Origin of the sequence: Klebsiella sp. JB_Kp004, from assembly GCF_040065795.1 — a bacterium.
GTDB lineage: Bacteria > Pseudomonadota > Gammaproteobacteria > Enterobacterales > Enterobacteriaceae > Klebsiella > Klebsiella quasipneumoniae.
In genome coordinates this window covers 1-23802 of record NZ_JBEAKW010000047.1, presented here as the reverse complement: position 1 = coordinate 23802, position 23802 = coordinate 1, and the positions used below count along the sequence as shown (strand labels likewise).

Genomic DNA, 23802 nt, shown 5'->3' with positions numbered 1-23802 from the left:
TTCCAGGGGCGGGGATTGTATCACCGTTATTGCAGGCGGAAAAACCGACGGCAGGTCGCTGGCACAAACAGCAGCGTCAGGACCAGTAGATCCGGCAGTTTTTGCATCACCAGCGAGTGGAAGATCTCCCGTTTGGATTCGCCGGGAATACTGAACAGCTCCGGATACCCGTAGCCCAGCGACGCCGCCCACAGGTAGCCGGCGGCTATCATCTGCGTCAGCAGATAAACCCAGCGCGCCCAGTTGCGCCCTTTCACCAGCGAGAAGGCGCACCAGATTTCGATAAACACCAGCGCCAGGCTGCCGAGGAAGACCAGCGTCAGGTTCCAGGTCTGGACGCTACGGTGTATGAATTCGTTCAGCCCCTGCAGGCCCAACAGATTGAGGATCATCAGCAGATCCAGACCGCGAATCAAAATAATCGCAAAGGCCGCCACCTGCACCAGCGCAGGGACGTTAAGGCGGGCATGCGATGAGCGAGTTTTCGTAAACAATCCCAACGTAATGTCTTCCATGAAAACGGCGCCACAGAGTGGCGCCGACCGGAGGCTGCTGTACCGATTTTAGGTGGTTCAGCCTTGTCTTGCACGCTGGATATCGCGCACTCGCTGCTTTTCTGCGCGGGCCATCAAATACCAGGCGATAAAACCAACAACGCCGACCACGCCGAGGATGAGCGTCGCCAGTGCGTTAATCTCCGGGTTGACCCCCATGCGCACGCTGGAGAAGACCAGCATCGGCAAGGTCGTGGCCCCGGGACCGGAGACAAAGCTGGCGATCACCAGGTCATCCAGCGACAGCGTGAAGGCCAGCAGCCAGCCGGAGATCACCGCTGGCATAATCATCGGCAGCGTGATGACGAAGAAGACCTTCAGCGGCGCGGCGCCCAGATCCATCGCCGCCTCTTCGATCGAGTGGTCCAGCTCACGCAGGCGCGAGGAGATCACCACCGCCACGTAGGCGGTACAGAAGGTGACGTGCGCCAGCCAGATGGTCAGCATCCCGCGATCCGACGGCCAGCCGATGGCATGTCCCAGCGCCACGAACAGCAGCAGCAGCGAGAGCCCGGTGATCACGTCCGGCATGACCAGCGGCGCGGTGATCATGAACGCGAAGCCGTTGGAGCCGCGAAAACGTCCAAAGCGCACCATCACCACCGCGGCGATGGTGCCAAGGATCGCCGCCGCCGTCGCCGCGCAGGCGGCGATAGTCAGGCTGAGCCCCACCGCGCTCATCATCGCGTCATCGTGGAACAGCTCGCTATACCAGCGCGTTGACCACCCGGCCCAGACCGTCACCAGCTTTGAGCTATTGAAGGAGTAGATCACCAGCATCAGCATCGGGGCATAGAGGAAGGTGAACCCGAGCACGAGGATCAGAATGCGCCACGGCGAGCGTACTACCGGCAAGTCGTTCATCCCTGCTCTCCCATCTGTTTTTGCTGGTGCTTATGGAACCACATGATCGGCACGATCAGCAGCAGCAGCATGACAATCGCCACCGCCGAAGCCACCGGCCAGTCACGGTTGTTAAAGAACTCCTGCCACAGCACGCGGCCAATCATAATGCTGTCCGGCCCGCCCAGCAGCTCCGGGATCACGAACTCCCCCACCGCCGGGATAAACACCAGCATGGAGCCAGCGATAATCCCCCCTTTGGTGAGCGGAACGATCACCTGAAAGAAGGTCTTCAGCGGCCGGGCGCCGAGATCCAGCGAGGCCTCCACCAGCGAATAGTCGATGCGGGTCAGCGCGGTGTAGATAGGCAGCACCATAAACGGCAGATAGGCATAGACGATACCGATATATACCGCCAGGTTGGTGTGCAGGATCTCCAGCGGCTGATCGATAACCCCTAGCCACAGCAGGAAGTTATTCAACACCCCGTTGCTTTTCAGCAGTCCCATCCAGGCATAGACGCGGATCAAAAACGACGTCCACGACGGGAGGATCACCAGCAACAGCAGAATATTGCGCGTCGACGGCTTGCTGTGCGCCACCGCCCAGGCCAGCGGATAGCCCAGCAGCAGGCAGCAGAGCGTCGAGATGCCCGCCACCTGCAGCGACTGCAGATAAGCCTCAAAATAGAGCGGATCGTCGGTCAGCTGCAGGAAGTTGGCAAAGTTAAGGGTCAGCGTCAGCTGACCATCCGCCCACTCCATCAGATCGGTGTAGGGAGGGATCGCCCGCGCCATCTCGGCAAGACTTATCTTGAACACGATCAGGAACGGCAGCATAAACAACAGGATCAGCCACAGATAGGGCAGCGCGATCACCAGCTTGCGGCCATGCGCCATCTGCAGGCGCGCCGCCCACAGCGCGAAGCCGCCCGGTTTTTTCGCCCCTGACGGGGATTCAACGGTACTCATCGCCCTCTCCTTACACCGTCAGTACAACGCAGCTGTCCGCATCCCAGCATAAACGCACCTCGTCACCCCAGGTGGGCGTCCCTTTCCGATGGCGGTGCTCATTCTGCAGCTGGGCGCTGATCATCTGCCCGCTTTGCAGGCGCACATGGTAGATGGAGAGATCCCCCAGATAGGCGATATGAATCACCTCGCCGACGGCAAAATTGTAGCCATCCGCCGGCGGCTCATCGCACAGCATGATCTTCTCCGGACGCAGCGCCACCCACACCGGCACGTTGTCCACCACCGAGGCGTCGGGGTCGACCTTCAGCGGATGCACCAGTCCCGGCGAGCGCAGCACCAGGCCATCTTCCAGACGCTCTTTCACCAGCCCTTCAAAGACGTTCACCGAGCCGATGAACTCGGCGCTGTAGCGGGTGGTCGGGTGCTCGTAAATCTCTTCCGGTTCGCCAATCTGCACAAACTTGCCGCGGTTCATGATGGCGATACGGCCCGCCATGGTCATGGCCTCTTCCTGATCGTGAGTCACCATCACGCAGGTCACGCCAACGCGCTCAAGAATATCCACCACCTCCAGCTGCATGCGATCGCGCAGCTTTTTATCCAGCGCCCCCATCGGCTCGTCGAGCAGCAGCAGCTTTGGTCGTTTCGCCAGGCTGCGCGCCAACGCGACGCGCTGGCGCTGACCGCCAGAGAGCTGGTGCGGCTTACGTTTAGCGAACTCCTGCATGTGCACCAGAGCCAGCATCTCCTGCACCCGGGCGGTGATTTCCGCCTTAGGCAGACGATCCTGCTTCAGACCGAAAGCGATATTCTGCTCAACGGTCATATGGGGAAATAGGGCGTAGGACTGGAACATCATATTGATAGGCCGCTGATAGGGCGGTACGCGCGCCAGATCCACGCCGTCGAGCATAATCTGTCCGGCGGTCGGTTGCTCAAAGCCCGCCAGCATGCGCAGCAGGGTCGATTTCCCGCAGCCTGATGCGCCGAGCAGAGCAAAAATTTCGCCTTTATAAATAGTGAGACTGACATCGTCGACAGCGTGCTGGCCATCAAACGACTTGGTTAAGTTACGGATTTCCAGCAGCGGGGTCAGCGCTTTGGGGGCTTTCGCCTGTGGGCGGGGCATTACGTCGTTCAATCGGGTGCTCTCCGGCAAAAAAACGATCACCATATGGTCCGGTGCCATACTTCGTGCTTAACAGTGCAGGTGCACCATCCTGGTGCTTCTGCTCGCCGGGCGCGCTGCCATTTCCCGGCGAGTGCCGTTCTGATACGGCCCGCTTACCGGGCCGTCAGAGTTTATTTACCGCTCTTCACTTTGGTCCACGCGCGGGTCCGCACGCGGTCGATCTTCGGATCCTGCACCTTCAGCGTGAACAGTTTGGCGAACACATCCGCTGGCGGATAAATCGCCGGGTTGTTACGGATAGTCTCGCTGACCAGCGGCGTAGAGGCCTTGTTGCCGTTGGCGTAGAACACCTGGTCGCTGATTTTGGCGATCACATCCGGGCGCATCAGATAGTTAAGGAACTGATAGGCCTCATCTTTATTCTTAGCGTCGGCCGGCATCGCAAAGACGTCAAAGAACGCCAGGGCGCCTTCCTTCGGAATAAAGTAGGAGACGTTGACGCCGTTCTTCGCCTCTTTCGCGCGGTTCGCCGCCTGCCAGACGTCCCCTGCCCAGCCGATCGCCACGCAGATGTCGCCATTGGCGAGGTCGTTAATATATTGCGAAGAGTGGAAGTAGCGGATGTTCGGCCGCAGCTTCAGCAGCAGATCGGTGGCCGGACCGGTGTAATCATTCGCTTTGCTGCTGTTCGGATCCTTGCCAAGGTAGTTCAGCACGGTGGCGAAAATCTCTTCCGGCGCGTCGAGGAAGGAGACGCCGCAGCTTTTCAGTTTTTCAAGGTTCTCCGGCTTCAGCACCAGATCCCAGCTGTCCACCGGCGCATCTTTGCCGAGGACGGCTTTCACCTTATCCACGTTGTAGCCAATGCCCGTCGTCGCCCACAGGTAAGGCATGGCGTATTTATTCTCCGGGTCATGCTTGGCGACCAGCTTCAGCACTTCGGGGTCGAGATTCTTCCAGTTAGGCAGTTTGCTCTTATCCAGCGGCTGGAACACGCCCGCCGCCAGCTGGCGCTCAAGGAAGCTGGCCGATGGCACCACCAGATCGAAACCGGTGCTGCCGGCCATTAATTTACCTTCCAGCACTTCATTGGAATCAAAAACGTCATACACGACTTTAATCCCGGTCTCTTTTTCGAAATTGGCCACGGTGTCCGGCGCAATATAATCAGACCAGTTATAGACATGCAGGGTTTTTTGTTCGGCGGCGAGCGAACCGGCAGAGACGGCCATCAGCGCACCCGTAACCAGACCTGTTAACCATTTTTTACCAAAGGCGGTCATATCTCTTTTCCTTCTCAACGCCCGTTAACTTACGGGCTCAAATATACGCATTTCTACGCATGCAAAAATCATGCATATTTTTTCATTGCCTGAGAAAAGGAGAGCGGATCTCTCCCGGAGTGGTTGCTCGCAACTGGAAGCATCGCCAGAATAACTGTAGCCAGAATAAGAGGCTATAGCCCAGGTAAAAAAACGCCTTTTATCAAATTTTTATGCAATAACGGTCTACGTGATAAGCCAAAACGGCCTGAATGGCGGTGAATAATGCTTTAAAGAAAGGTTAAATGCAGAATAAAAGCGGGTAATACGCAGCCGCTGCGGTAGTGGCTGCGCTAATTTTAGGCAGGTTTAGTGAAGAAAATGGTATTGCACGTTTTCCGCGGCCGGCTCTTCTTCTTCGCCTTTGTACAGCAGCTGATTGGCGCCGGCTTCGAGGATCACCATCGAGATCTGCTCCTCGCTTTGGCGGAAGAACCAGGCGAACTGCTCCATCGTCACCCCGGGGCCGATAGACAGCGACTGGCAGACCACCAGCTTGGGCAAATTATCGTCCTGAATGTCGATAAACGCCTTCACGGTTAACGAACTGGCGTTGATGGCCGAGAGATCCGCCGACAGCGCCAGTAAAGCAGACGGCTTCACCTCCGCCAGGGCGGAAAAGAGCACCACGTTATCCACCAGGTCAATTTTGGCATCAAAAATACCGTCGAAATTCTGCATATGCGGCAGGTGCAATGCCTGACAGGAATCGCACTCAAAAAAGCTGATGCCGATCTCATCCAGCCAGCGACGTAGCGTATCCAGACCTGGAACGACCAGTGAATCCATAGTGCCTGTGACCTCTTACAGTGGAAAAACGACGCCATAGCTTACGCAAAAAAAGCGCCGCATACCATGACAGTCTTGCATCCGGCGGTTAGCCGCCTATTTTCAAACAGAATTCCGGTGTCGCCTGGCGCTCGATCCAGGCGATCATCCTGCTGGCGATGTCCACGCCGGAGGTGGTTTCCACGCCTTCCAGTCCGGGCGAGGCATTCACCTCCATCACCAGCGGCCCGCGGGTGGCGCGTAAAATATCGACACCGGCGACGTCCAGGCCCAGGGTTTGCGTCGCCTTGATGGCAATGGCGCGCTCCTCATCGCTAATCTGCGCCACCGTAGCCATGCCGCCACGGTGCAGGTTAGAGCGAAAATCGCCCTCTTTCGCCCGCCGTTCGATCGCCGCCACCACCTCATTGCCGACCACCAGGCAGCGAATATCGCAGCCTTTCGCCTCGGCAATGTACTCCTGCACCAGGATGTGGGCGTTCAGCCCGCGAAAGGCGTCGATCACGCTCTCCGCCGCCTGGCGGGTCTCCGCCAGCACCACGCCGATCCCCTGGGTGCCCTCCACCAGCTTCACCACCAGCGGCGCGCCGCCGACCATGGCGATCAGATCGCTGGTGTCATCGGGGGAGTGAGCGATGCCGGTCAGCGGCAGATCGATGCCCTGGCGCGCCAGCAGCTGCAGCGAGCGCAGCTTATCGCGAGCGCGGGTGATGGCGACCGATTCGTTCAGCGGATAGCTTCCCAGGAGCTCAAACTGACGCAGGGCCGCGGTGCCATAGTAGGTAATCGCCGAGCCAATGCGCGGGATCACCGCATCAAAGTGCGGCAGCTGGCGCCCTTTATAGTGGATCGAAGAGGCCACCGGGCTGACGTTCATATAACAGGAAAGCGGATCGAGGATCTCGACCTGATGCCCGCGCTGTTGCGCCGCTTCGCGCAGGCGTCGACATGAATAAAGCGTTCCATCCCGGGATAATATGGCAATTTTCATCCTGCACCTCTGCAAAAAGACCCGCACTGGCGGGCCTCAGCTATCGAACACACTTCCACCTTTCCTGCCGCCAGCGTCGGATACCGCCTGGCCGGAGCAGCAGTGTACACGTAATCAGCGCGTTGCCCACCCCTGCTTATGCAGATAGTCGAGAATAAACGGACGACTCTCTTTCACGATAGTGCGACGGATATGATCGCTCCAGGTATCGCGGCGGGCGTTGCTGCCGCGCGACAGATAATAGTGCGCCAGCTGTTCGTCATACTCGGCCAGCAGCGCGTTATCCAGCGGCTGATAGCGGTTCTCATGCACCAGCATGGCGGCCGGCATCCGCGGCTTGATGTCCGGGTTATCCGCCGGCCAGCCAAGGCAAAGACCGAACAGCGGCAGGACGTGCTGCGGCAGCTCCAGCAGCTCGGTCACCGCCTCGATGCTGTTGCGCAACCCGCCGATATAGACGCCACCCAGCCCGAGGGACTCGGCGGCGGTCAGCGCGTTTTGCGCCAGCAGCGCCGTATCGACAACGCCGATCAGCAGCTGTTCTGCCAGCCCCAGCTCCGCCTGCGGGCAGATCTGCAGGTGGCGGTTAAAGTCGGCGCAGAAGACCCAAAACTCCGCCGCCTGGGCGACGTGCTGCTGGCCGCCGGTCAGCGGGACCAGACGTTCACGCAGGGCCGGGTCGGTAATACGGATGATGGAGGTGCACTGTAAAAAACTCGAGGTAGATGCCGCTTGCGCGCTGGCGATAATCGCCGCGCGCTGTTCGTCGCTCACGGGCGCATCGGTGAAGTGGCGGATAGAACGGTGGCTGCGCAGCAGCTCAATGGTCGGCGTCATTTCGTTTTTCTCTGTCAGACAAGGATTCAGGCTCAGGAGAGTGGGTTAACTGCGGGGCCACGATCTGCGCCATCCGCCACATCACAACGATGGCGGCGGGGATCATCAGCACGATCCCGGCAAAGAGCATCACCAGCGCCGCGGTCGGGCTGGCAATGGGCGCAGGCAGCTGGACATACTGGTTAAGCGAGAGCCAGGCGAGGGTTAACAGCCCCATCCCGAGGATCTCAACCAGCAGTATGCTTTTTGGCAACGGGGCAAATTTTCGCATCACGCCTCTCCGGTTGATAAACGCGGCGCGCCAGCCAATGCCACCGCGCCGCCGGGTCAGTATACGGGTTTTGATAGTACGACATTTATCAAACATAGCCGTAAACCATCGAAGCAAAAGGCAGAACCTTCTTTCCCTCACCGGCCAATGCAGGCATCATAAGCGCCATTCGCCATCCGGCTGAGGTTTAAGGAGAGAAGCAATGTTTACCGTTATTTTTGGTCGTCCAGGCTGCCCTTACTGCGTTCGCGCCAAAGAGCTGGCAGAAAAACTGACCAACGAGCGTGATGACTTTAACTACCGTTACGTGGATATTCACGCCGAAGGCATCAGCAAAGCTGATCTGGAAAAAACCGTCGGCAAACCGGTTGAAACCGTACCGCAGATTTTCGTCGACCAGAAACACATCGGCGGTTGCACCGATTTCGAAGCCTGGGCGAAAGAGAACCTTGGCCTGTTTGCCTGAGTAAATTTATTTACTCGATGAATGACTGCGCCAGGTATCAAGCCAGGCGCAGATAAACAAAAAGCACAACGCCCCGAGCGCACACCAGAACACCGCGCTCAGTACCCACGCCATCTCCTGCCAGAACGTCCGGTGCGTGACGAAAAACAGCCGCATCGTCACCATACAGACCGGCGCCGCCAGTATCGCGCCGAGCAAAGGACGCAGCACCCGCCGCCCGGGAGAGAGACAGCTCGCCGCCGCCCCTGGCAGCAAAAAGAAGAGCAGGCCCAGCTCCGGGTTGCCGCTGGCGCGAAAGGCCCCTTTCATATGTAACAACAACGATAAGCACACCACAATGAACAGAACGAAGCCACAGATAATGCCGGCCCAACTACGCTCAGATTTCACCGTATCCTCCTGATGTTGCCTCTAACTCACGTCCACGTCGCCCAGTCAGATAAAGCATTTCGGCAATCCATGCCAATAACTCCCCTACCAGCCTAAAAACGATTGTCACTAGCCGCCGCATCCAGGAAGGATTAAACTAGCGGGTATATTTTTGCTGGTTATAACAGGGTGCCAGAATAGGTTCGCGACAACGCGAACGCCTGAGCAACCTTAGACCAAATAACCATTTCCTTCAACAACTTACTAGTAAACGAGAAGTTGGCTTTCGTGAATATAAACGTCGCAGATTTGTTAAACGGGAATTACATCCTGTTATTATTCGTTGTACTTGCATTAGGACTATGCCTGGGAAAACTGCGTCTCGGCTCAGTACAACTTGGTAATTCCATTGGCGTTTTAGTCGTTTCTCTATTATTAGGTCAGCAGCATTTCGCGATTAACACCGATGCCCTTAATCTCGGCTTTATGTTGTTTATTTTTTGCGTCGGCGTGGAAGCCGGTCCTAACTTTTTTTCGATTTTTTTCCGCGACGGGAAAAACTATCTGATGCTGGCCCTGGTGATGGTCGGCAGCGCGATGCTGATCGCCATGGTGCTGGGTAAAGTGTTCGGCTGGGATATCGGGCTCACCGCCGGTATGCTGGCGGGGGCGATGACCTCCACCCCGGTGCTGGTGGGCGCGGGGGACACCCTGCGCCATTTCGGCCTGCCCAGCGATCAGCTGGCGCAGTCGCTTGACCACCTGAGCCTCGGCTATGCCCTGACCTACCTGGTTGGTCTGGTGAGCCTGATCGTCGGCGCCCGCTATATGCCCAAGCTGCAGCATCAGGATCTGCAGACCAGCGCCCAGCAAATCGCCCGCGAGCGCGGCCTCGATACCGATTCCAAACGTAAAGTCTACCTGCCGGTGATCCGCGCCTATCGCGTCGGCCCGGAGCTGGTGGCATGGGCGGATGGCAAAAATCTGCGCGAGCTGGGCATTTATCGCCAGACCGGCTGCTATATCGAACGCATCCGCCGCAACGGCATTCTGGCCAACCCGGATGGCGACGCGGTGCTGCAGATGGGCGACGATATTGCGCTGGTGGGCTACCCGGACGCGCACGCCCGCCTCGACCCGAGCTTCCGCAACGGTAAAGAGGTTTTCGACCGCGACCTGCTCGACATGCGCATCGTCACCGAAGAGATTGTGGTCAAAAACCACAACGCCGTCGGCCGCCGCCTGGCGCAGCTCAAGCTTACCGATCACGGCTGCTTCCTGAACCGGGTCATTCGCAGCCAGATCGAGATGCCTATCGACGACAACGTGGTGCTGAACAAAGGCGACGTGCTGCAGGTCAGCGGCGACGCCCGCCGCGTGAAGACCGTAGCCGACCGCATCGGCTTTATCTCCATTCACAGCCAGGTGACCGACCTCCTCGCCTTCTGCGCCTTCTTTATCGTCGGCCTGATGATCGGCATGATCACCTTCCAGTTCAGCTCCTTCAGCTTCGGCATCGGCAACGCCGCCGGCCTGCTGTTCGCCGGCATCATGCTTGGCTTCCTGCGCGCCAACCACCCAACCTTCGGCTATATCCCGCAGGGGGCGCTGAACATGGTGAAAGAGTTTGGCCTGATGGTGTTTATGGCCGGGGTCGGGCTCAGCGCCGGGGCCGGGATCAATAACGGGCTGGGCGCCGTCGGCGGCCAGATGCTGGCGGCCGGGCTTATCGTCAGCCTGGTGCCGGTGGTGATCTGCTTCCTGTTCGGCGCCTACGTGCTGCGCATGAACCGGGCGATGCTGTTCGGCGCCATGATGGGGGCCCGCACCTGCGCCCCGGCGATGGAGATCATCAGCGATACCGCGCGCAGCAACATCCCGGCGCTCGGCTATGCGGGCACCTACGCCATCGCCAACGTGCTGCTCACCCTCGCCGGGACGCTCATCGTGATCATCTGGCCAGGGCTACAATAAATTTTTTGCGAAAAAAGCCGCCACAGGCAGAACTTTTTCTCAGGGCATCAGTCATAAGTAATGCCACTGCTTTTCTTTGATGTCCCCATTTTGTGGAGCCCATCAACCCCGCCACTTCGGTTCAAGGTTGATGGGTTTTTTGTTGCCTGCGTTTAGCCATTCCGGCTGAAACGCCGCCTCAGCGCCCCTCTTCCTGCGCCCTCTCCCCTGCCAGCTGCCCGACCAACATGCGGATCGCCGCCTTCGACAGCGGCGCGCGGTCGGTGACAAAGTGCAGGGTCATCCCTTCAATAAAGGCGTCAAGGCCGCGGGCGGTGTCGGGGGCAAACCACTGCTCCAGCGTCTGCTGGCTGCGCCGCATCCAGTTCTGCATCACCGCCTTCAGCGCTGGCTGGCTGCTGCAGAACGCGTACAGCTGGTACATCAGCTCCATATTGCGCGCCGTGGTCACCTGGGCGCTGAAGATCAGCTCCGCGATGGCATCGCAGGCTTGTTGCCGGTTCGTTACTCCGGCGAAGCTTTGCTGATACTGCGCCGACATCTCGGCGGTAAACAGGTTGAACGCCTCCGCGATCAGCGCCTCGATGCCGCTGAAATAGTAGGTCAGCGACCCCAGCGGCACATTCGCGCAGGTGGCGATTTTACGGTGCGTCACCGCATGGACGCCGTGCGCCGCGATGGTGTCCAGCGTCGCCTGCAGGATGCGCTCGCGGCGCTGCGGATCGTTCGGTCTACGGGCCATGATTTTCCTCTTCCGGTTTATGTACAAATGTACACATGCTTGCTACTGTTGTCTTCACTCTTCTCCTTTAAGGCGTTTACGGATGACGACGCAATCTTCGCGCAGAGCGCTCCAGCTTCGACTGTGGGCGCTGTTTATGTTCTTTTTCATCCCCGGCTTATTAATGGCTTCCTGGGCCACCCGCACGCCGGCGATCCGCGATCTGCTGGCGCTTTCTACCGCAGAGATGGGCGTCGTGCTGTTTGGCCTGTCGGTGGGATCGATGAGCGGTATTCTCTGCTCGGCGTGGCTGGTGAAGCGCTTTGGCACCCGCAAGGTCATCCGCACCACCATGTCCTTCGCCGTACTCGGCATGCTGGTGCTCAGCCTGGCGCTGTGGGTCACCTCCGCCCCGCTGTTCGCCTTCGGTCTGGCCATCTTTGGCGCCAGCTTTGGCTCGGCAGAGGTCGCCATTAACGTCGAGGGCGCGGCGGTTGAGCGGGAGATGAATAAAACGGTGCTGCCGATGATGCACGGCTTCTACAGCTTTGGCACCCTGTTCGGCGCCGGGGTGGGCATGGCGGTGACCGGGTTCGGTCTGCCCGCCGCCCCGCATATCCTGGCGGCCGCGCTGGTGGCCATTCTGCCCATCGCCATTGCCATCCGAGCCATTCCGGAGGGTACCGGTAAAAATGCCGCCGAAGCCGCCCACGGCGAGGCGAAAGGTCTGCCGGTATGGCGCGACGCGCAGTTGCTGCTTATCGGGGTCATCGTCCTGGCGATGGCCTTTGCCGAAGGCTCGGCCAATGACTGGCTGCCGCTGCTGATGGTGGACGGCCACGGCTTTAGCCCCACCTCCGGCTCGCTGATCTATGCCGGCTTCACCCTCGGCATGACGCTGGGCCGCTTTACCGGCGGCTGGTTTATCGATCGCTACAGCCGGGTGACGGTGGTTCGCGGCAGCGCGGTGATGGGCGCCCTGGGTATCGGCCTGATTATCTTCGTCGATAACCCCTGGGTGGCGGGCATCTCGGTGCTGCTGTGGGGCATCGGCGCCTCGCTCGGCTTCCCGCTGACTATTTCCGCCGCCAGTGATACCGGTCCGGATGCCCCTAAGCGCGTCAGCGTGGTGGCGATTACCGGGTATCTTGCTTTCCTCGTCGGGCCGCCGCTGTTGGGCTTCCTCGGCGAGCACTTCGGCCTGCGCAGCGCGATGCTGGTGGTGCTGGGCCTGGTGATGGTGGCGGCGCTGGTCGCCCGCGCGGTGGCTAAGCCACAGTCTGAACCCGTTATGGAGAACAGCTAATGAGCATCAAACTGATTGCGGTGGATATGGACGGCACCTTTTTAAGCGATGCCAAAACCTACAACCGGCCGCGCTTCCTCGCCCAGTATCAACGAATGCGCGAGCAGAACATTCGCTTCGTGGTCGCCAGCGGCAACCAGTACTACCAGCTGATCTCCTTCTTTCCGGAGATCGCCCACCAGATCGCCTTCGTGGCGGAAAACGGCGGCTGGGTAGTGAGCGGCAATGAAGATGTCTTCAACTGCCAGCTGCCGGTTCACCATTTCAACGCCGTGGTCGATCATCTGCAGACGCTGCCGAATATCGAAATCATCGCCTGCGGGAAGCGCAGCGCCTACACCCTCAACCGCTACAACGACGCGCTGAAGACGGTGGCGGCGAAGTATTATCACCGCCTTGAACTGGTGGATGATTTTAACCATCTCGATGACACCATCCTCAAATTTGGTCTCAACGTGCCGGACCGCCTGATCCCGGAAATTCAGCCGAGGCTGCACGCGGCGCTGGGGGACATGGTGACCGCAGTGGCCACCGGCTACGGCAGCATCGACTTAATTATCCCGGGGGTGCACAAAGCCAACGGCCTGCGTATTTTGCAGCAGCGCTGGGGCATCGAGGATCATGAGGTGGTGGCGTTCGGCGACAGCGGCAACGATATCGAAATGCTGCAGCACGCCGGGTTTGGCTTCGCCATGGCCAACGCCCGGGAAGACGTCAAAGCCGTCGCCCGCTATCATGCGCCGCACAACAACGAAGAGGGGGTTCTGCAGATTATCGATAAGGTGTTGGATCGCGAAGCGCCGTTCGCCTGATAAGACCCGGATGCAAGCGCATCCGGGTTGAAAACCGGTTACCCCTGCTGCGAATTGCCGACGCTTTTATCTTTCAGGAAGTAGATCATCAGCCCCAGCCACAGCACCCCGCCCAGCAGGTTAAACAGGCTGAACAGCCCATTGCCGCCCAGCTCGTAAGCATGTTTGCTGAGTTCGATGCCGACGGTGAAGATCAGCATCTGCAGCATTCCCATCGCCGCCGAAACCGTGCCTTTGCTCATCTCGCTGGCGAACAGGGTTAAGCGCACCAGGCCGGCGTTCGCCAGGCCAATCCCGAAGGCGTAGAAGCTCAGGCCGGCGGTCATCCACAGATAGGCGTGGGAAGAGACCACCGTCGCCGCCGCGGAGAGGAGCAGGCCAAACACGATCGGCCAGCCGCCCATGATAATCAGCGAACGCACGGTACGGCGCGAAGTCAGGCGCGCCAGCACCAGGTTGCCGGCAATCAGCGCGCCGAAAATCGGCACCTGCAGCATGCCATACTCATAGCTGGTGGCTTGTTCGCCGCTGATAATAATGACCGGCGACTGGGCAATCCACGCCAGCAGCGGCAGGCTGACAAAGCCGGTGGCCAGCGCGCCGGCGACGAAGCGCAGGTTCTTCAGCACCAGCCGATAGTCGCGGCCCAGCTCTTTGACCGACAGCTTTTCACCCAGCCGCGTCGCGGTCTCCGGCATCGCTCGCTGCAGGCCGACAAACGAGATGGCCGCCAGCACGGCGAACAGCACGAACATCATCTCCCACGGCAGGATATGCACCCAGGCGGCGCCCACCAGCGGCCCCAGCAGCGGAGCAATCAGCGCCACGTTGGCCATCAGGGCGGTGATTTTAATACACACCGCCTCCTCAAAGGACTCCTGGATCGCCGCGTAGCCAACCGCGCCGATAAAGCACAGGCTGATCCCCTGCAGGAAGCGCAGCAGGGTGAACTGCTCAATGGTCTGCGCCAGCAGCGTCGCCAGGCAGGTGACGATAAACCACACCACCCCGGTCAACATCACCGGACGGCGGCCAATACGGTCCGACAGCGGCCCCAGCAGCCACTGTAAAAACATGCCGCCGGCCAGATAGGCGGTCATCGAGGTGGGAACCCACTCGTTGCCCACCTGGAATTCCTGAACCACGGCCAGCATACCCGGCTGGATCATATCGTTGCCGATATAGGTGGAAAACTCGTACAGCACCAGACATAGCGGGAACAGCAGCGCCTGCCTTCCGAGGCGGCGGCCTGAAAGCGAATAATTTTGCATGAAATCTCTTATCTATCAAAAATCGCGCAAAGTGTAATGAAACTCCCGGCGCGGAGATAGTGAATTGTGGGTGACACCGCACAATATTGCGAGTTGCGCGCCACCGTCAGACTTCTTCTTTGCAATTCACTCTGCGTATATATTCCGTTTATGTTTCAGCAATGTGACAAAGGATATACTGACCCTTTTCAGGGGGTTAGCGCCGCGCCTCAGGAGGCAACATTTCATAACAACCTGATCTTTAAGACAATGCTGCTTTATCTCCGCACCGCTTTTATTTAGGGTAGGCGGCTTATTTGCTATCGGACCAACGAGCCTGGAAGTCTATGCTGGAAAATATTAACTACGCGCTGTTCGCCCTGCTCAACGCGACCCCGGCCTCGCCGCAGTGGGCCATTGAGGTGGCGATTTTCATCGCTAAAGATCTGATTCTGATCGTGCCCCTGCTGGTGGTGACCTTGTGGCTGTGGGGGCCTGCCCAGCGGCAGATGGTTTTTAAGCTGATGCTGGCGCTGACGATCAGCCTGACCGTCTCATGGGCGATCGGCCACCTCTATCCGCACGATCGGCCGTTTGTCGCCGGCGTGGGCTATAACTTCCTGCACCATGCGGCGGACGACTCCTTCCCCAGCGACCATGGCACCGTCAGCTTTACCTTTGCCCTGGCCTTCCTGTTCTGGCATCGCCTGTGGTCCGGCGCCCTGCTGATGGCCCTTGCCGCCGCCATCGCCTGGTCCCGCGTCTATCTCGGCGTCCACTGGCCGCTGGACATGGTTGGCGGCCTGCTGGCCGGGATGTGCGGCTGCCTTGGCGCGGCGCTAATCTGGCATACTGTCGGCCCGGCGCTGTACCGTCAGCTGCAGCGCCTCTATCGCCTCTGCTTCTCCCTGCCGATCCGCAAAGGCTGGGTGCGCGGCTAAACGCCGACCGTCGCGGCGGCCACCGCGTGACTAACCCGCAAGCGACAGGTAAAATCCCGCTAACGCCCTGCCTCCGCAGGGCGATTTTAGCGCAGAGGGAATATGGAAACTCGCCGTGACGAACGCATCAGTCAGCTCATTCAGGCACTCAAGCGCAGCGATAAGCTGCATCTGAAAGAAGCGGCCTCCCTGCTTGGGGTGTCGGAAATGACCATTCGTCGCGACCTCAACGGCCACAGCGGTCCGGTCGTGCTGCTCGGCGGATACATTGTGCTGGAGCCGCGCAGCGCCACCCATTACCTGCTCAGCGACCAAAAGACCCGGCTGGTCGAGGAGAAACGCCGCGCCGCCCGCCATGCGGCCGCGCTGCTGGAGCCCCATCAGATGGCCTTCTTCGACTGCGGGACCACCACCCCGTGGATCATCGACGCCATTGACGATGCCCTGCCCTTCACCGGCGTCTGCTACTCCCTGAACACCTTTCTCGCCCTGCAGGAAAAGCCCCAGTGCCGCGCGGTCCTGTGTGGTGGAGAATTTCATGCCAGCAACGCGATTTTTATGCCGCTGAGCCTTGAGGATACCCTCAGCCATCTGAGCCCTGACATCGCCTTTTACTCGGCGGCGGGCATTGACTGCGAACAGGGGGCGACCTGCTATAACCTGGAGGAGCTTCCGGTCAAACACTGGGCGATGCGACACGCGCGCTACCACGTGCTGGTGGTCGACCACAGCAAGTTTGGCAAAGTGCGTCCGGCGCGCATGGGGGCGTTAGCGAAGTTTGACGTGATCGCCAGCGATATCTGCCCGGATGATGAGCTGGTGGCGCTGGCGAAGGCACAGCAGATCTCCCTGCTGTATTGAAGCGTCACCATTGAAGCGTAACTGACCGCGCCCCGCCGGGCGCGGTCATGGCATCAGGAGAACCAGCTGCCGAACCAGCCGTGCAGTTTCATCAGTACGAAGTCGATCATCCGGCTGAAGAAGCCGCCCTCTTTCACCGGCTCCATGACGATCAGCGGGCGCTGCTCGATGGTTTTATCATTCAGCTTAAAGTCGATAGTCCCGACCACCTGCCCCTTCTCCAGCGGCGCGGTAAGCTGCGGCTGGTTTAAGGTGTAGCTGGCTTTCAGGTTTTTCAGCTGGCCCTTCGGCAGGGTGATAGAGCCCGCTTCGCCGGCCCCCAGTTTCGCTTCGCTGCTGTCGCCAAACCACACGCGCTGGGTGACGAAGGTGGCATCCGGTTTAATCGGCGTCACGGTTTCATAGAAGCGGAAGCCCCAGGTCAGCAGTTTTTCCGACTCGTTAAAGCGAATGCGGTCGGTTTTGGTCCCCAGCACCACGGCAATCAAACGCATATCGCCCTGAGTGGCCGAAGATACCAGGTTATAGCCGGCCCCGGCGGTGGTCCCGGTTTTCACGCCATCGGCGTTGAGGTTGGTGCTCCACAGCAGGCGGTTACGGTTTGGCTGGCGAATTTTATTAAAGGTAAACTCTTTCTCTTTATGTACCGCGTACTCTTCCGGTACGTCGTGGATCATCGCTTTGGTCAGTAACGCCATATCGCGGGCGGTACTGAACTGCCCCGGCGCATCGAGGCCGTGGACGGTCATAAAGGTGGTGTTGGTCAGCCCCATTTTTTTGGCGTAGCCGTTCATCAGGCTGACGAAAGCGTCCTGGCTGCCCGCCACGTAGTCCGCAATGGCAATGCTGGCGTCGTTACCGGACTGAATGATGACCCCTTTGTTCAGATCTTCTACTGAAACCTGCATGCCGGGCTTGAGGAACATCACCGATGAACCGCGCAGCGCCGGGTTGCCGGTCGCCCAGGCATCGCGCCCGACGGTCACCATATCGGTCAGTTTAATTTTTCCCGCTTTTATCGCCTGCCCCACCACGTAGCTGGTCATAATCTTCGTCAGACTGGCCGGGTCGAGTTTTTCATCGGCATTGCCTTCGCTCAGCACCTTCCCGCTGGCGTAGTCCATCAGGATCCAGGCGCGAGCGTCAATCGAAGGGGCGTCGGGGAGTTGTTCTGCAGCCTGCACCGCAGGTGCGACAAGAAATAACAGCGCGCAACCTGCCGCGAGGCCGCGAAGGGAAAAAGCGTCATGCATCATAAGAGCCACCCAAGTATCCTTTCCAAACAAAATATGCCGCGCCACTCTGACCGCGCCGCAGCAACCGGTGAGTAAAGCGTACAAATGACCTTAAAGAAACAGCGAGTTGGTAAAGTTTTTAAAGTTTACGCAATAACATGCCGCTGTGCTTTAATCAGAACAATTTTTTTGATCGTGATTGCCTAAATATTAACTTTATCCCAACATGATCGCCGATCGCGCTGCAACGGCAGTGAAACAAACTCAGGAGCGAAAATGATTACACTGTGGGGACGTAATAACTCGACCAACGTGAAGAAAGTGCGCTGGGTGCTGGAGGAGCTGGATCTGCCGTATGAGCAGATCCTCGCCGGGCTGGAGTTTGGTCTCAATCGTGACCCGGAATATCTGGCGATGAACCCCAACGGGCTGGTGCCGCTGTTAAAGGACGATGCCACCGGGGTGGTGTTGTGGGAATCAAATACGATTATTCGCTATCTTGCCGCCCAGTATGGCGCTGACCGTCTGTGGCTGGCCGCGCCGGCGCAGCGCGCGCAAGGCGATAAGTGGATGGACTGGTCCAACGGCACCCTCTCTCCCGCCCATCGCCCGGTGTTAATGGGCCTGGTGAGGACGCCGCCGGAGCAACGCGACCCGGCGGCCATCGCCGCGGGGATCAGCGCCTGCGAAGCGCTGTTCGCCATGCTGGATGACGAGCTGGCGAAAACGCCGTGGCTCTCCGGCGAGCAGTTCGGCCTTGGCGATATTGCCGTCGCCCCCTTCGTCTACAACCTGCTGTCGATCCTCGACAGCTGGCAACCGCGTCCCCATCTGCAGCGCTGGTATCAGCAGATTAGCCAGCGTCCGGCCTGGCGCGAAGTGGTGCAGATCCCGGTCACCTGAAATTAACTCTCCGGACTCAGCCGCAATAGCTCGCCGTTAGACTCGTCGGTTAACACATACAGATAGCCGTCGGGTCCCACGCGGACGTCGCGGATCCGTTTCCCGCGCGCCTCCAGCAGGCGCCCCTCCTCATGGACCTGATTGCCGTCCACCGCCAGAACAATCAGCGACGTCTCCTTCAGCGCGCCGATAAACAGCTTATGTTGCCACTGGGGAAAGGTCTGCGCCGCGTAAAAGGCCATCCCGCTCACTCCCGGTGAGACCGGCCAGACATACAGGGGAGGCTCGGTCCCCGGCACCGTCTTGCCCCTGGCCTCCGGAATGGGCAGGCCGCTGTAGTTAATGCCGTGCGTCGCCAGCGGCCAGCCGTAGTTTTTTCCCGCCTGCGGGATATTAATTTCATCCCCGCCGCGCGGGCCATGCTCGTTCAGCCACAGCGCCCCGCTCCACGGATTCATCGCCATACCCTGCGGATTGCGGATGCCGTAGGCCCAGATCTCCGGCCTCACGTCGGCCCGGCCAACAAAGGGGTTATCCGGCGGAACGCCCCCGGTCTCCGTCAGACGGACCACTTTTCCCTGCAGCTTGCCGAGATCCTGAGCGGTGGGACGCTGATTGTTCTCCCCGAGGCCGATAAACAGATGCCCTTTGCCGTCGAACACCAGCCGGCCGCCAAAATGATTGCCGACGGAGAGTTTCGGCTGCTGGCGAAACACCACGGTGAAGTTCGTCAGCTGCGTGGCATCCTGGCTCAACTGCCCGTAGCCCACCGCGGTGCCCGCTTTGCCGCTGGCGTCGCTCTCCGCATAGCTTAGCCACACCCGCCGCGACTGCGCGAAATCCGGGGCCAGCGCCACGTCCAGTAAGCCTCCCTGGCCGTTGGCCCACACCTGCGGCACGCCGGCTATCGGCGCCGACAAGCCTTTACCCGGCTGCCAGCGCTTGAGCTCGCCGCCGCGCAGAGTAATCAACATGCCCTGGTCGCCGGGGAGAAACGCCAGGCTCCACGGATGGGCCAGCCGGTTCTGCAATACTTCCACCCGCACCGCGGCCTGGCTCAGGGCCGGCAGCGACAGGGCGCTCAATAGCAACAGCAGCGGGATCGGACGCATGGCATTCTCCTTTCGTCAGCTCTGCGCTAAAGGGTAGCCAGCGGGGAAATTTGCGCGGGGATTTTTACATAACCTTTAACAGGGGAAGCGTCCACTTCCCCTGGGTTTCAGCCGATCAGGCATGAGGGATTGGCGACAATTTATTCAATTTATGAATATTTGAAGTCAATCCTGTCAGACAGCGTTCTAGCTTCTCTACGTTAACAGCGATGTACAGCGGACAATCATGATGTCCGCTCATCAGGCATACTGCAGCGGCGGCGACGGACTCGCCGGCCAAACGAAGGGCATCCCTCTCCTCCGGTGAAATGACATTCTGCAGGCGCGGCGCCTGGGCACGCATTTCACGGCAAAGCTCAAACAAGTTTTCACGCAGATGGTCATTTTCGCTGACTGACATGTAGCCTTTGGCCTTTCGCAGCTGCAGATAGGCGTCAATATCGATATTGGCGTTAATGAGCTTCTGCAAAAGGTGGCGGTATAGTCTGTCAACGCTCATCACGGTTCCTCCTCTGTCGTCCTTTACCTCATCCATAATACGGTTATTTTTTGTACAAAATGATGCGCCAGGTCAATTATTCCCAAGCCTTTAACACCCTTTACAATGTAACAACCTTGCCGCTTTGTCAGGTATATAACAAAGATAATGTTATACGATCACATTTGATTTCATAAAGAAATCAATTCGCATTCGCCGCTATAAAATGGCCAAAATAGTGCTGCAATGATCACATTATATTGCTGGCGCTATTGCGCGATCGCCAGTCAGGATGCCATAACAAATCATTAATGTAATACGTATAACATTTAATAAAAACAGCGACCGCGGTTCGCTGATAATCTCTCTGCCCATTTGCAAGGAACTGAACCATGACGCCCGGTAAAAGAAACTACTTTCTGTTGAGTCTTTTCGATTTCCTCTACCTGTTCGCCTGGTCGTCGACCATGGCTTTCTTTGTCATCTGGACCACCCAGCATCTTGGCATCAGCGCCACGAAAACCGGCCTGCTCTATTCGGTCAACGCCTTTATCGCCCTGCTGATGCAGCCTTTCTTCGGCTTTATCTCCGACAAGTTCGGCCTGAAAAAACGCCTTATCTGGCTGCTGGTGGCGCTGCTCCTGCCGGTAGGCCCCTTCTTTATCTACGTTTACGCGCCGCTGCTGATGCACAGCTTCTGGATTGGCGCGCTGCTGGGGGGCATCTATCTGGGGATCATCTTTAACTCCGGCTGCGGGGTGATCGACTCTTATATCGATAAGATTTCCCGCCGCTACCAGTTCGAATACGGTCGGGTGCGGATGTGGGGCTCGTTAGGCTGGGCGGCCGCGGCCTGGATCGTCGGTAAATATATCGACAGCAATCCCAATCTGGCCTTCTGGCTCGCCAGCCTCGCCATCGTCATCGCCGCCGTCTGCTTTATGCTGACCAAAATCGAATTAACTGACGCCGATGTGGCGCGAAGCGAATCGCTGAAGGTCTCCCATGCCCTTGAGCTGGCGAAGAACCGCCAGTTCTGGATGCTGCTGATCTTTACCCTGTTCGTCACGCAGATTTATGACACCTACGATCAGCAATTTGCCCAGTACTTCTCGCTGCAATTCCCGACGCCGGAGGAAGGCAACCGCTGGTATGGGATCCTCGCCTCCATTCAGGTGTGCGGCGAAACGCTGTTCTTATGCCTGATGCCGTGGTTTGTTAACCGGACCGGCGCCAAATGGGCGCTGATCATTGCCGGGCTGATCATGTCGGTACGTATTGCTGGCTCGGCGGTGCCTCTCGGCCCGGTGTGGATTGGCGCAGTAAAAATGATGCATGCCCTGGAGAAACCGTTAATTCTGGTGTCGGTCTTTAAATTCATCGCCGCCAACTTCGACCACAAGCTCTCTTCAACAGTCTATTTACTGGTGCTGTTTGTCGCCTCGATCGCCACCGCCATCTACTCGCCGCTGGCAGGCTATCTGTACGATACCATTGGCTTCGCCGACACCTATCTGATCCTCGGCGGCATCGCCGGGCTCTTTACTCTGATCTCTGTCTTCACGCTGCAGGATAAGCGCGAGCCGAAAAAGCCCGGCGTCGCCCCCTCCGGAGCCGTCACCCCGGCACAATAAGTCTCTGCCCGGCAGCAACGCCGGGCATGAGTCGCCGCCCGCGCGCACGGCGTGCCGGAAGCGTTTCCCGCCCCTCTGCCCCGGGGCGTGCGGGATCCGCTGTAGCGGCAGGGTCGTGAAAGGCAGGGTTGGGTGCGCTTTTTCACCATTAACCGTGACGGAGCTATACTCTTTTTCGCAAAGATCTGTAGAATTCCTGCCCTGACCATTCCAATAATTGAACACTTTTTAAGCTATGAGCAATGTCACGCACCAGCCGAAAATCGGCTTCGTCTCCCTGGGCTGCCCGAAAAACCTCGTGGACTCAGAGCGTATCCTGACCGAACTGCGCACCGAAGGTTATGACGTCGTACCTACCTACGACAACGCCGATATGGTGATCGTTAACACCTGCGGCTTTATCGACAGCGCTGTGCAGGAATCGCTGGAAGCGATCGGCGAAGCGTTGAAAGAGAACGGTAAGGTGATCGTCACCGGCTGTCTCGGCGCAAAAGAGGATCAGATCCGCGAAGTGCACCCGAAGGTGCTGGAGATCACCGGTCCGCACAGCTATGAGCAGGTGCTGGAGCACGTCCACCACTATACGCCAAAGCCGAAGCACAACCCGTTCCTGAGCCTGGTGCCGGAACAGGGCGTGAAGCTGACGCCGCGCCACTACGCCTACTTAAAAATTTCCGAAGGCTGCAACCATCGCTGCACCTTCTGCATTATTCCGTCCATGCGCGGCGATCTGGTGAGCCGTCCGATTGGCGAAGTGCTGGCGGAAGCCAAACGCCTCGCTGACGCTGGCGTGAAAGAACTGCTGGTGATTTCGCAGGACACCTCCGCCTACGGCGTCGACGTCAAGCACCGCACCGGTTTCCACAACGGTATGCCGGTGAAGACCAGCATGGTCAGCCTGTGCGAAGAGCTGGCGAAGCTCGGCATCTGGGTGCGCCTGCACTATGTCTACCCGTACCCGCACGTCGACGATGTGATCCCGCTGATGGCGGAAGGCAAAATTCTGCCGTACCTCGATATTCCGCTGCAGCACGCCAGCCCGCGTATCCTGAAGCTGATGAAGCGTCCAGGATCCGCGGACCGTCAGCTGGCGCGCATCAAGCAGTGGCGTGAAATCTGCCCGGATCTGACCCTGCGCTCCACCTTTATCGTGGGCTTCCCGGGCGAAACGGAAGAAGATTTCCAGATGCTGCTCGACTTCCTGAAAGAGGCGCGTCTCGACCGCGTCGGCTGCTTCAAGTACAGCCCGGTTGAAGGCGCCACCGCCAATGAGCTGGCGGACCAGGTGCCGGAAGAGGTGAAAGAGGAGCGCTGGAACCGCTTTATGCAGCTGCAGCAGCAGATCTCTGCCGAGCGTCTGCAGGAAAAAGTGGGCCGCGAAATCCTGGTGCTGGTGGATGAAGTGGATGAAGAAGGCGCCATTGGCCGCAGCATGGCCGACGCCCCGGAAATCGACGGCGCGGTCTACCTGAACGGCGAAACCCGCGTTAAGCCGGGCGACGTGGTGCGGGTGAAAGTCGAGCACGCCGACGAATACGATCTGTGGGGAACCCGGATCTAGTCCAGCTTCCCGCATTCCCCTGCCTGGGGGGGCCTCCCGTAGGCTCCCCCCCAGGCCCGGCAAGCGCAGCGCCGATTACCTTCCAGGCAATCCTGTTGCGCCGTTATTTTGCCGGGTGGCGGCTGCGCCTGACCCGGCCTGGAGGGTCCTCTCACAGGCTGACACATCGTAGGCCCGGTAAGCGCAGCGCCACCGGGCGATGACAGCTGGCACGGAGCCACTTTTATGCCGGGTGGCGGCTCCGCCTTACCCGGCCTACGGGGTCCTCTCACAGGCTCATACCTCGTAGGCCCGGTAAGCGCAGCGCCACCGGGCGATGACAGCGGGCACGGAGCCGTTTTTATGCCGGGTGGCGGCTACGCCTGACCCGGCCTACGTTCTTACGACCTGTCGTTAATTTATTCACCAGCCTTGCTGAAACTGCCGGTGCTGGCGGCCTCAAAATCGCTGAGACGTTCCCGGAAGG

At 59.0% G+C, this 23802-nt stretch carries 24 protein-coding genes; 9 read left to right on the top strand and 15 right to left on the bottom strand.

Annotation, left to right across the window (positions count from 1 at the left end; all coding sequences use genetic code 11):
* Positions 1-26 precede the first annotated feature (26 nt).
* From ABLX76_RS21375 to ABLX76_RS21335, 9 genes are all read right to left on the bottom strand, one after another.
* Positions 27-515, bottom strand: coding sequence for a YbjO family protein (locus ABLX76_RS21375; protein WP_023288985.1), 489 nt, complete (start codon positions 513-515; stop codon positions 27-29).
* A gap of 57 nt (positions 516-572) precedes the next feature.
* Positions 573-1418: a putrescine ABC transporter permease PotI gene (potI, locus tag ABLX76_RS21370; protein ID WP_023288984.1), complete on the bottom strand. Its 846-nt coding sequence runs from the start codon at positions 1416-1418 to the stop codon at positions 573-575.
* Positions 1415-2368 (bottom strand): putrescine ABC transporter permease PotH, encoded by a 954-nt coding sequence (gene potH / locus ABLX76_RS21365; protein ID WP_004201331.1) that lies wholly within the window; start codon positions 2366-2368, stop codon positions 1415-1417. Before potH ends, potI begins: the two co-directional genes overlap by 4 nt.
* 10 nt (positions 2369-2378) lie before the next feature.
* Entirely contained in the window at positions 2379-3512 is a 1134-nt protein-coding gene (potG, locus tag ABLX76_RS21360; RefSeq protein WP_044521950.1) for a putrescine ABC transporter ATP-binding subunit PotG, read from the bottom strand.
* Positions 3513-3673: 161 nt separating this feature from the next.
* Positions 3674-4786, bottom strand: a complete 1113-nt coding sequence (gene potF, locus ABLX76_RS21355; protein ID WP_023288982.1) for a spermidine/putrescine ABC transporter substrate-binding protein PotF — start codon at positions 4784-4786, stop codon at positions 3674-3676.
* Positions 4787-5134: 348 nt separating this feature from the next.
* A complete protein-coding gene (locus tag ABLX76_RS21350; protein WP_002896365.1) occupies positions 5135-5614 on the bottom strand; it encodes a YbjN domain-containing protein in 480 nt (159 codons plus the stop codon).
* A gap of 88 nt (positions 5615-5702) precedes the next feature.
* Positions 5703-6605 carry a 30S ribosomal protein S6--L-glutamate ligase gene (rimK, locus tag ABLX76_RS21345; RefSeq protein WP_023288981.1) on the bottom strand — a complete coding sequence of 301 codons (903 nt, stop codon included), beginning with the start codon at positions 6603-6605 and terminating at the stop codon, positions 5703-5705.
* A gap of 114 nt (positions 6606-6719) precedes the next feature.
* The gene (gene nfsA / locus ABLX76_RS21340) at positions 6720-7442 is read right to left on the bottom strand and encodes a nitroreductase NfsA (protein WP_032455244.1); all 723 of its coding nucleotides are present in this window, start codon (positions 7440-7442) and stop codon (positions 6720-6722) included.
* Positions 7426-7713 carry a YbjC family protein gene (locus tag ABLX76_RS21335; RefSeq protein WP_004201326.1) on the bottom strand — a complete coding sequence of 96 codons (288 nt, stop codon included), beginning with the start codon at positions 7711-7713 and terminating at the stop codon, positions 7426-7428. The genes nfsA and ABLX76_RS21335 overlap by 17 nt, the downstream gene beginning before the upstream one ends.
* Positions 7714-7915: 202 nt before the next feature.
* Here ABLX76_RS21335 and ABLX76_RS21330 point away from each other — a divergent pair, with 202 nt between their 5' ends.
* Positions 7916-8179, top strand: coding sequence for a GrxA family glutaredoxin (locus ABLX76_RS21330; RefSeq protein ID WP_002896352.1), 264 nt, complete (start codon positions 7916-7918; stop codon positions 8177-8179).
* Between the two features lie 6 nt (positions 8180-8185).
* Here the strand turns inward: ABLX76_RS21330 and ybjM are convergent, their stop codons facing one another.
* Positions 8186-8569 (bottom strand): inner membrane protein YbjM, encoded by a 384-nt coding sequence (gene ybjM / locus ABLX76_RS21325; RefSeq protein WP_002896351.1) that lies wholly within the window; start codon positions 8567-8569, stop codon positions 8186-8188.
* A 267-nt stretch (positions 8570-8836) separates the two neighbouring features.
* Here ybjM and ABLX76_RS21320 point away from each other — a divergent pair, with 267 nt between their 5' ends.
* Positions 8837-10522 (top strand): aspartate:alanine antiporter, encoded by a 1686-nt coding sequence (locus ABLX76_RS21320; RefSeq protein WP_004179131.1) that lies wholly within the window; start codon positions 8837-8839, stop codon positions 10520-10522.
* A 178-nt stretch (positions 10523-10700) separates the two neighbouring features.
* Here the strand turns inward: ABLX76_RS21320 and ABLX76_RS21315 are convergent, their stop codons facing one another.
* The gene (locus tag ABLX76_RS21315) at positions 10701-11264 is read right to left on the bottom strand and encodes a TetR family transcriptional regulator (protein ID WP_048334559.1); all 564 of its coding nucleotides are present in this window, start codon (positions 11262-11264) and stop codon (positions 10701-10703) included.
* Positions 11265-11346: 82 nt separating this feature from the next.
* On the opposite strand from ABLX76_RS21315, the gene ABLX76_RS21310 reads away from it, so the two are divergent.
* Together ABLX76_RS21310 and ABLX76_RS21305 are read left to right on the top strand one after the other, a co-directional pair.
* Positions 11347-12549: an MFS transporter gene (locus ABLX76_RS21310; protein ID WP_044521889.1), complete on the top strand. Its 1203-nt coding sequence runs from the start codon at positions 11347-11349 to the stop codon at positions 12547-12549.
* Positions 12549-13361 carry a Cof-type HAD-IIB family hydrolase gene (locus tag ABLX76_RS21305; protein ID WP_023288977.1) on the top strand — a complete coding sequence of 271 codons (813 nt, stop codon included), beginning with the start codon at positions 12549-12551 and terminating at the stop codon, positions 13359-13361. Before ABLX76_RS21310 ends, ABLX76_RS21305 begins: the two co-directional genes overlap by 1 nt.
* A gap of 38 nt (positions 13362-13399) precedes the next feature.
* Here the strand turns inward: ABLX76_RS21305 and kdeA are convergent, their stop codons facing one another.
* Complete coding sequence (gene kdeA, locus ABLX76_RS21300) at positions 13400-14632, bottom strand: multidrug efflux MFS transporter KdeA (protein WP_004201293.1); 1233 nt, start codon at positions 14630-14632, stop codon at positions 13400-13402.
* A 326-nt stretch (positions 14633-14958) separates the two neighbouring features.
* Here kdeA and ybjG point away from each other — a divergent pair, with 326 nt between their 5' ends.
* Entirely contained in the window at positions 14959-15552 is a 594-nt protein-coding gene (ybjG, locus tag ABLX76_RS21295) for an undecaprenyl-diphosphate phosphatase (RefSeq protein WP_023288976.1), read from the top strand.
* Positions 15553-15654: 102 nt separating this feature from the next.
* A complete protein-coding gene (gene deoR / locus ABLX76_RS21290; protein WP_023288975.1) occupies positions 15655-16413 on the top strand; it encodes a DNA-binding transcriptional repressor DeoR in 759 nt (252 codons plus the stop codon).
* Positions 16414-16466: 53 nt separating this feature from the next.
* Here the strand turns inward: deoR and dacC are convergent, their stop codons facing one another.
* The gene (gene dacC / locus ABLX76_RS21285; protein ID WP_004201290.1) at positions 16467-17669 is read right to left on the bottom strand and encodes a serine-type D-Ala-D-Ala carboxypeptidase; all 1203 of its coding nucleotides are present in this window, start codon (positions 17667-17669) and stop codon (positions 16467-16469) included.
* Between the two features lie 255 nt (positions 17670-17924).
* Here dacC and ABLX76_RS21280 point away from each other — a divergent pair, with 255 nt between their 5' ends.
* A complete protein-coding gene (locus ABLX76_RS21280; RefSeq protein WP_044521882.1) occupies positions 17925-18551 on the top strand; it encodes a glutathione S-transferase family protein in 627 nt (208 codons plus the stop codon).
* 2 nt (positions 18552-18553) lie between these two features.
* Here the strand turns inward: ABLX76_RS21280 and ABLX76_RS21275 are convergent, their stop codons facing one another.
* A complete protein-coding gene (locus tag ABLX76_RS21275; protein ID WP_065881877.1) occupies positions 18554-19663 on the bottom strand; it encodes a PQQ-dependent sugar dehydrogenase in 1110 nt (369 codons plus the stop codon).
* Between the two features lie 115 nt (positions 19664-19778).
* Positions 19779-20162 (bottom strand): biofilm formation regulator BssR, encoded by a 384-nt coding sequence (bssR, locus tag ABLX76_RS21270; protein ID WP_065881878.1) that lies wholly within the window; start codon positions 20160-20162, stop codon positions 19779-19781.
* Between the two features lie 371 nt (positions 20163-20533).
* Here bssR and ABLX76_RS21265 point away from each other — a divergent pair, with 371 nt between their 5' ends.
* Positions 20534-21775: an oligosaccharide MFS transporter gene (locus tag ABLX76_RS21265; protein ID WP_348875268.1), complete on the top strand. Its 1242-nt coding sequence runs from the start codon at positions 20534-20536 to the stop codon at positions 21773-21775.
* Positions 21776-22010: 235 nt separating this feature from the next.
* On the top strand, positions 22011-23336 hold the full coding sequence (gene rimO, locus ABLX76_RS21260; RefSeq protein WP_023288970.1) for a 30S ribosomal protein S12 methylthiotransferase RimO: 1326 nt from the start codon (positions 22011-22013) through the stop codon (positions 23334-23336).
* The last annotated feature ends 466 nt before the right edge of the window (positions 23337-23802 follow it).

Coding starts and splice junctions, on each gene's coding strand:
- ABLX76_RS21335 (WP_004201326.1), bottom strand. CDS start 7,713: ATGCGAAAATTTGCCCCGTTGCCAAAAAGCATACTGCTGGTTGAGATC.
- rimK (WP_023288981.1), bottom strand. CDS start 6,605: ATGAAAATTGCCATATTATCCCGGGATGGAACGCTTTATTCATGTCGA.
- ybjG (WP_023288976.1), top strand. CDS start 14,959: ATGCTGGAAAATATTAACTACGCGCTGTTCGCCCTGCTCAACGCGACC.
- potH (WP_004201331.1), bottom strand. CDS start 2,368: ATGAGTACCGTTGAATCCCCGTCAGGGGCGAAAAAACCGGGCGGCTTC.
- ABLX76_RS21265 (WP_348875268.1), top strand. CDS start 20,534: ATGACGCCCGGTAAAAGAAACTACTTTCTGTTGAGTCTTTTCGATTTC.
- ABLX76_RS21275 (WP_065881877.1), bottom strand. CDS start 19,663: ATGCGTCCGATCCCGCTGCTGTTGCTATTGAGCGCCCTGTCGCTGCCG.
- ABLX76_RS21310 (WP_044521889.1), top strand. CDS start 11,347: ATGACGACGCAATCTTCGCGCAGAGCGCTCCAGCTTCGACTGTGGGCG.
- dacC (WP_004201290.1), bottom strand. CDS start 17,669: ATGATGCATGACGCTTTTTCCCTTCGCGGCCTCGCGGCAGGTTGCGCG.
- ABLX76_RS21375 (WP_023288985.1), bottom strand. CDS start 515: ATGGAAGACATTACGTTGGGATTGTTTACGAAAACTCGCTCATCGCAT.
- ABLX76_RS21350 (WP_002896365.1), bottom strand. CDS start 5,614: ATGGATTCACTGGTCGTTCCAGGTCTGGATACGCTACGTCGCTGGCTG.
- ABLX76_RS21305 (WP_023288977.1), top strand. CDS start 12,549: ATGAGCATCAAACTGATTGCGGTGGATATGGACGGCACCTTTTTAAGC.
- potI (WP_023288984.1), bottom strand. CDS start 1,418: ATGAACGACTTGCCGGTAGTACGCTCGCCGTGGCGCATTCTGATCCTC.
- rimO (WP_023288970.1), top strand. CDS start 22,011: ATGAGCAATGTCACGCACCAGCCGAAAATCGGCTTCGTCTCCCTGGGC.
- ABLX76_RS21280 (WP_044521882.1), top strand. CDS start 17,925: ATGATTACACTGTGGGGACGTAATAACTCGACCAACGTGAAGAAAGTG.
- nfsA (WP_032455244.1), bottom strand. CDS start 7,442: ATGACGCCGACCATTGAGCTGCTGCGCAGCCACCGTTCTATCCGCCAC.
- ABLX76_RS21330 (WP_002896352.1), top strand. CDS start 7,916: ATGTTTACCGTTATTTTTGGTCGTCCAGGCTGCCCTTACTGCGTTCGC.
- kdeA (WP_004201293.1), bottom strand. CDS start 14,632: ATGCAAAATTATTCGCTTTCAGGCCGCCGCCTCGGAAGGCAGGCGCTG.
- potF (WP_023288982.1), bottom strand. CDS start 4,786: ATGACCGCCTTTGGTAAAAAATGGTTAACAGGTCTGGTTACGGGTGCG.
- ABLX76_RS21315 (WP_048334559.1), bottom strand. CDS start 11,264: ATGGCCCGTAGACCGAACGATCCGCAGCGCCGCGAGCGCATCCTGCAG.
- bssR (WP_065881878.1), bottom strand. CDS start 20,162: ATGAGCGTTGACAGACTATACCGCCACCTTTTGCAGAAGCTCATTAAC.
- deoR (WP_023288975.1), top strand. CDS start 15,655: ATGGAAACTCGCCGTGACGAACGCATCAGTCAGCTCATTCAGGCACTC.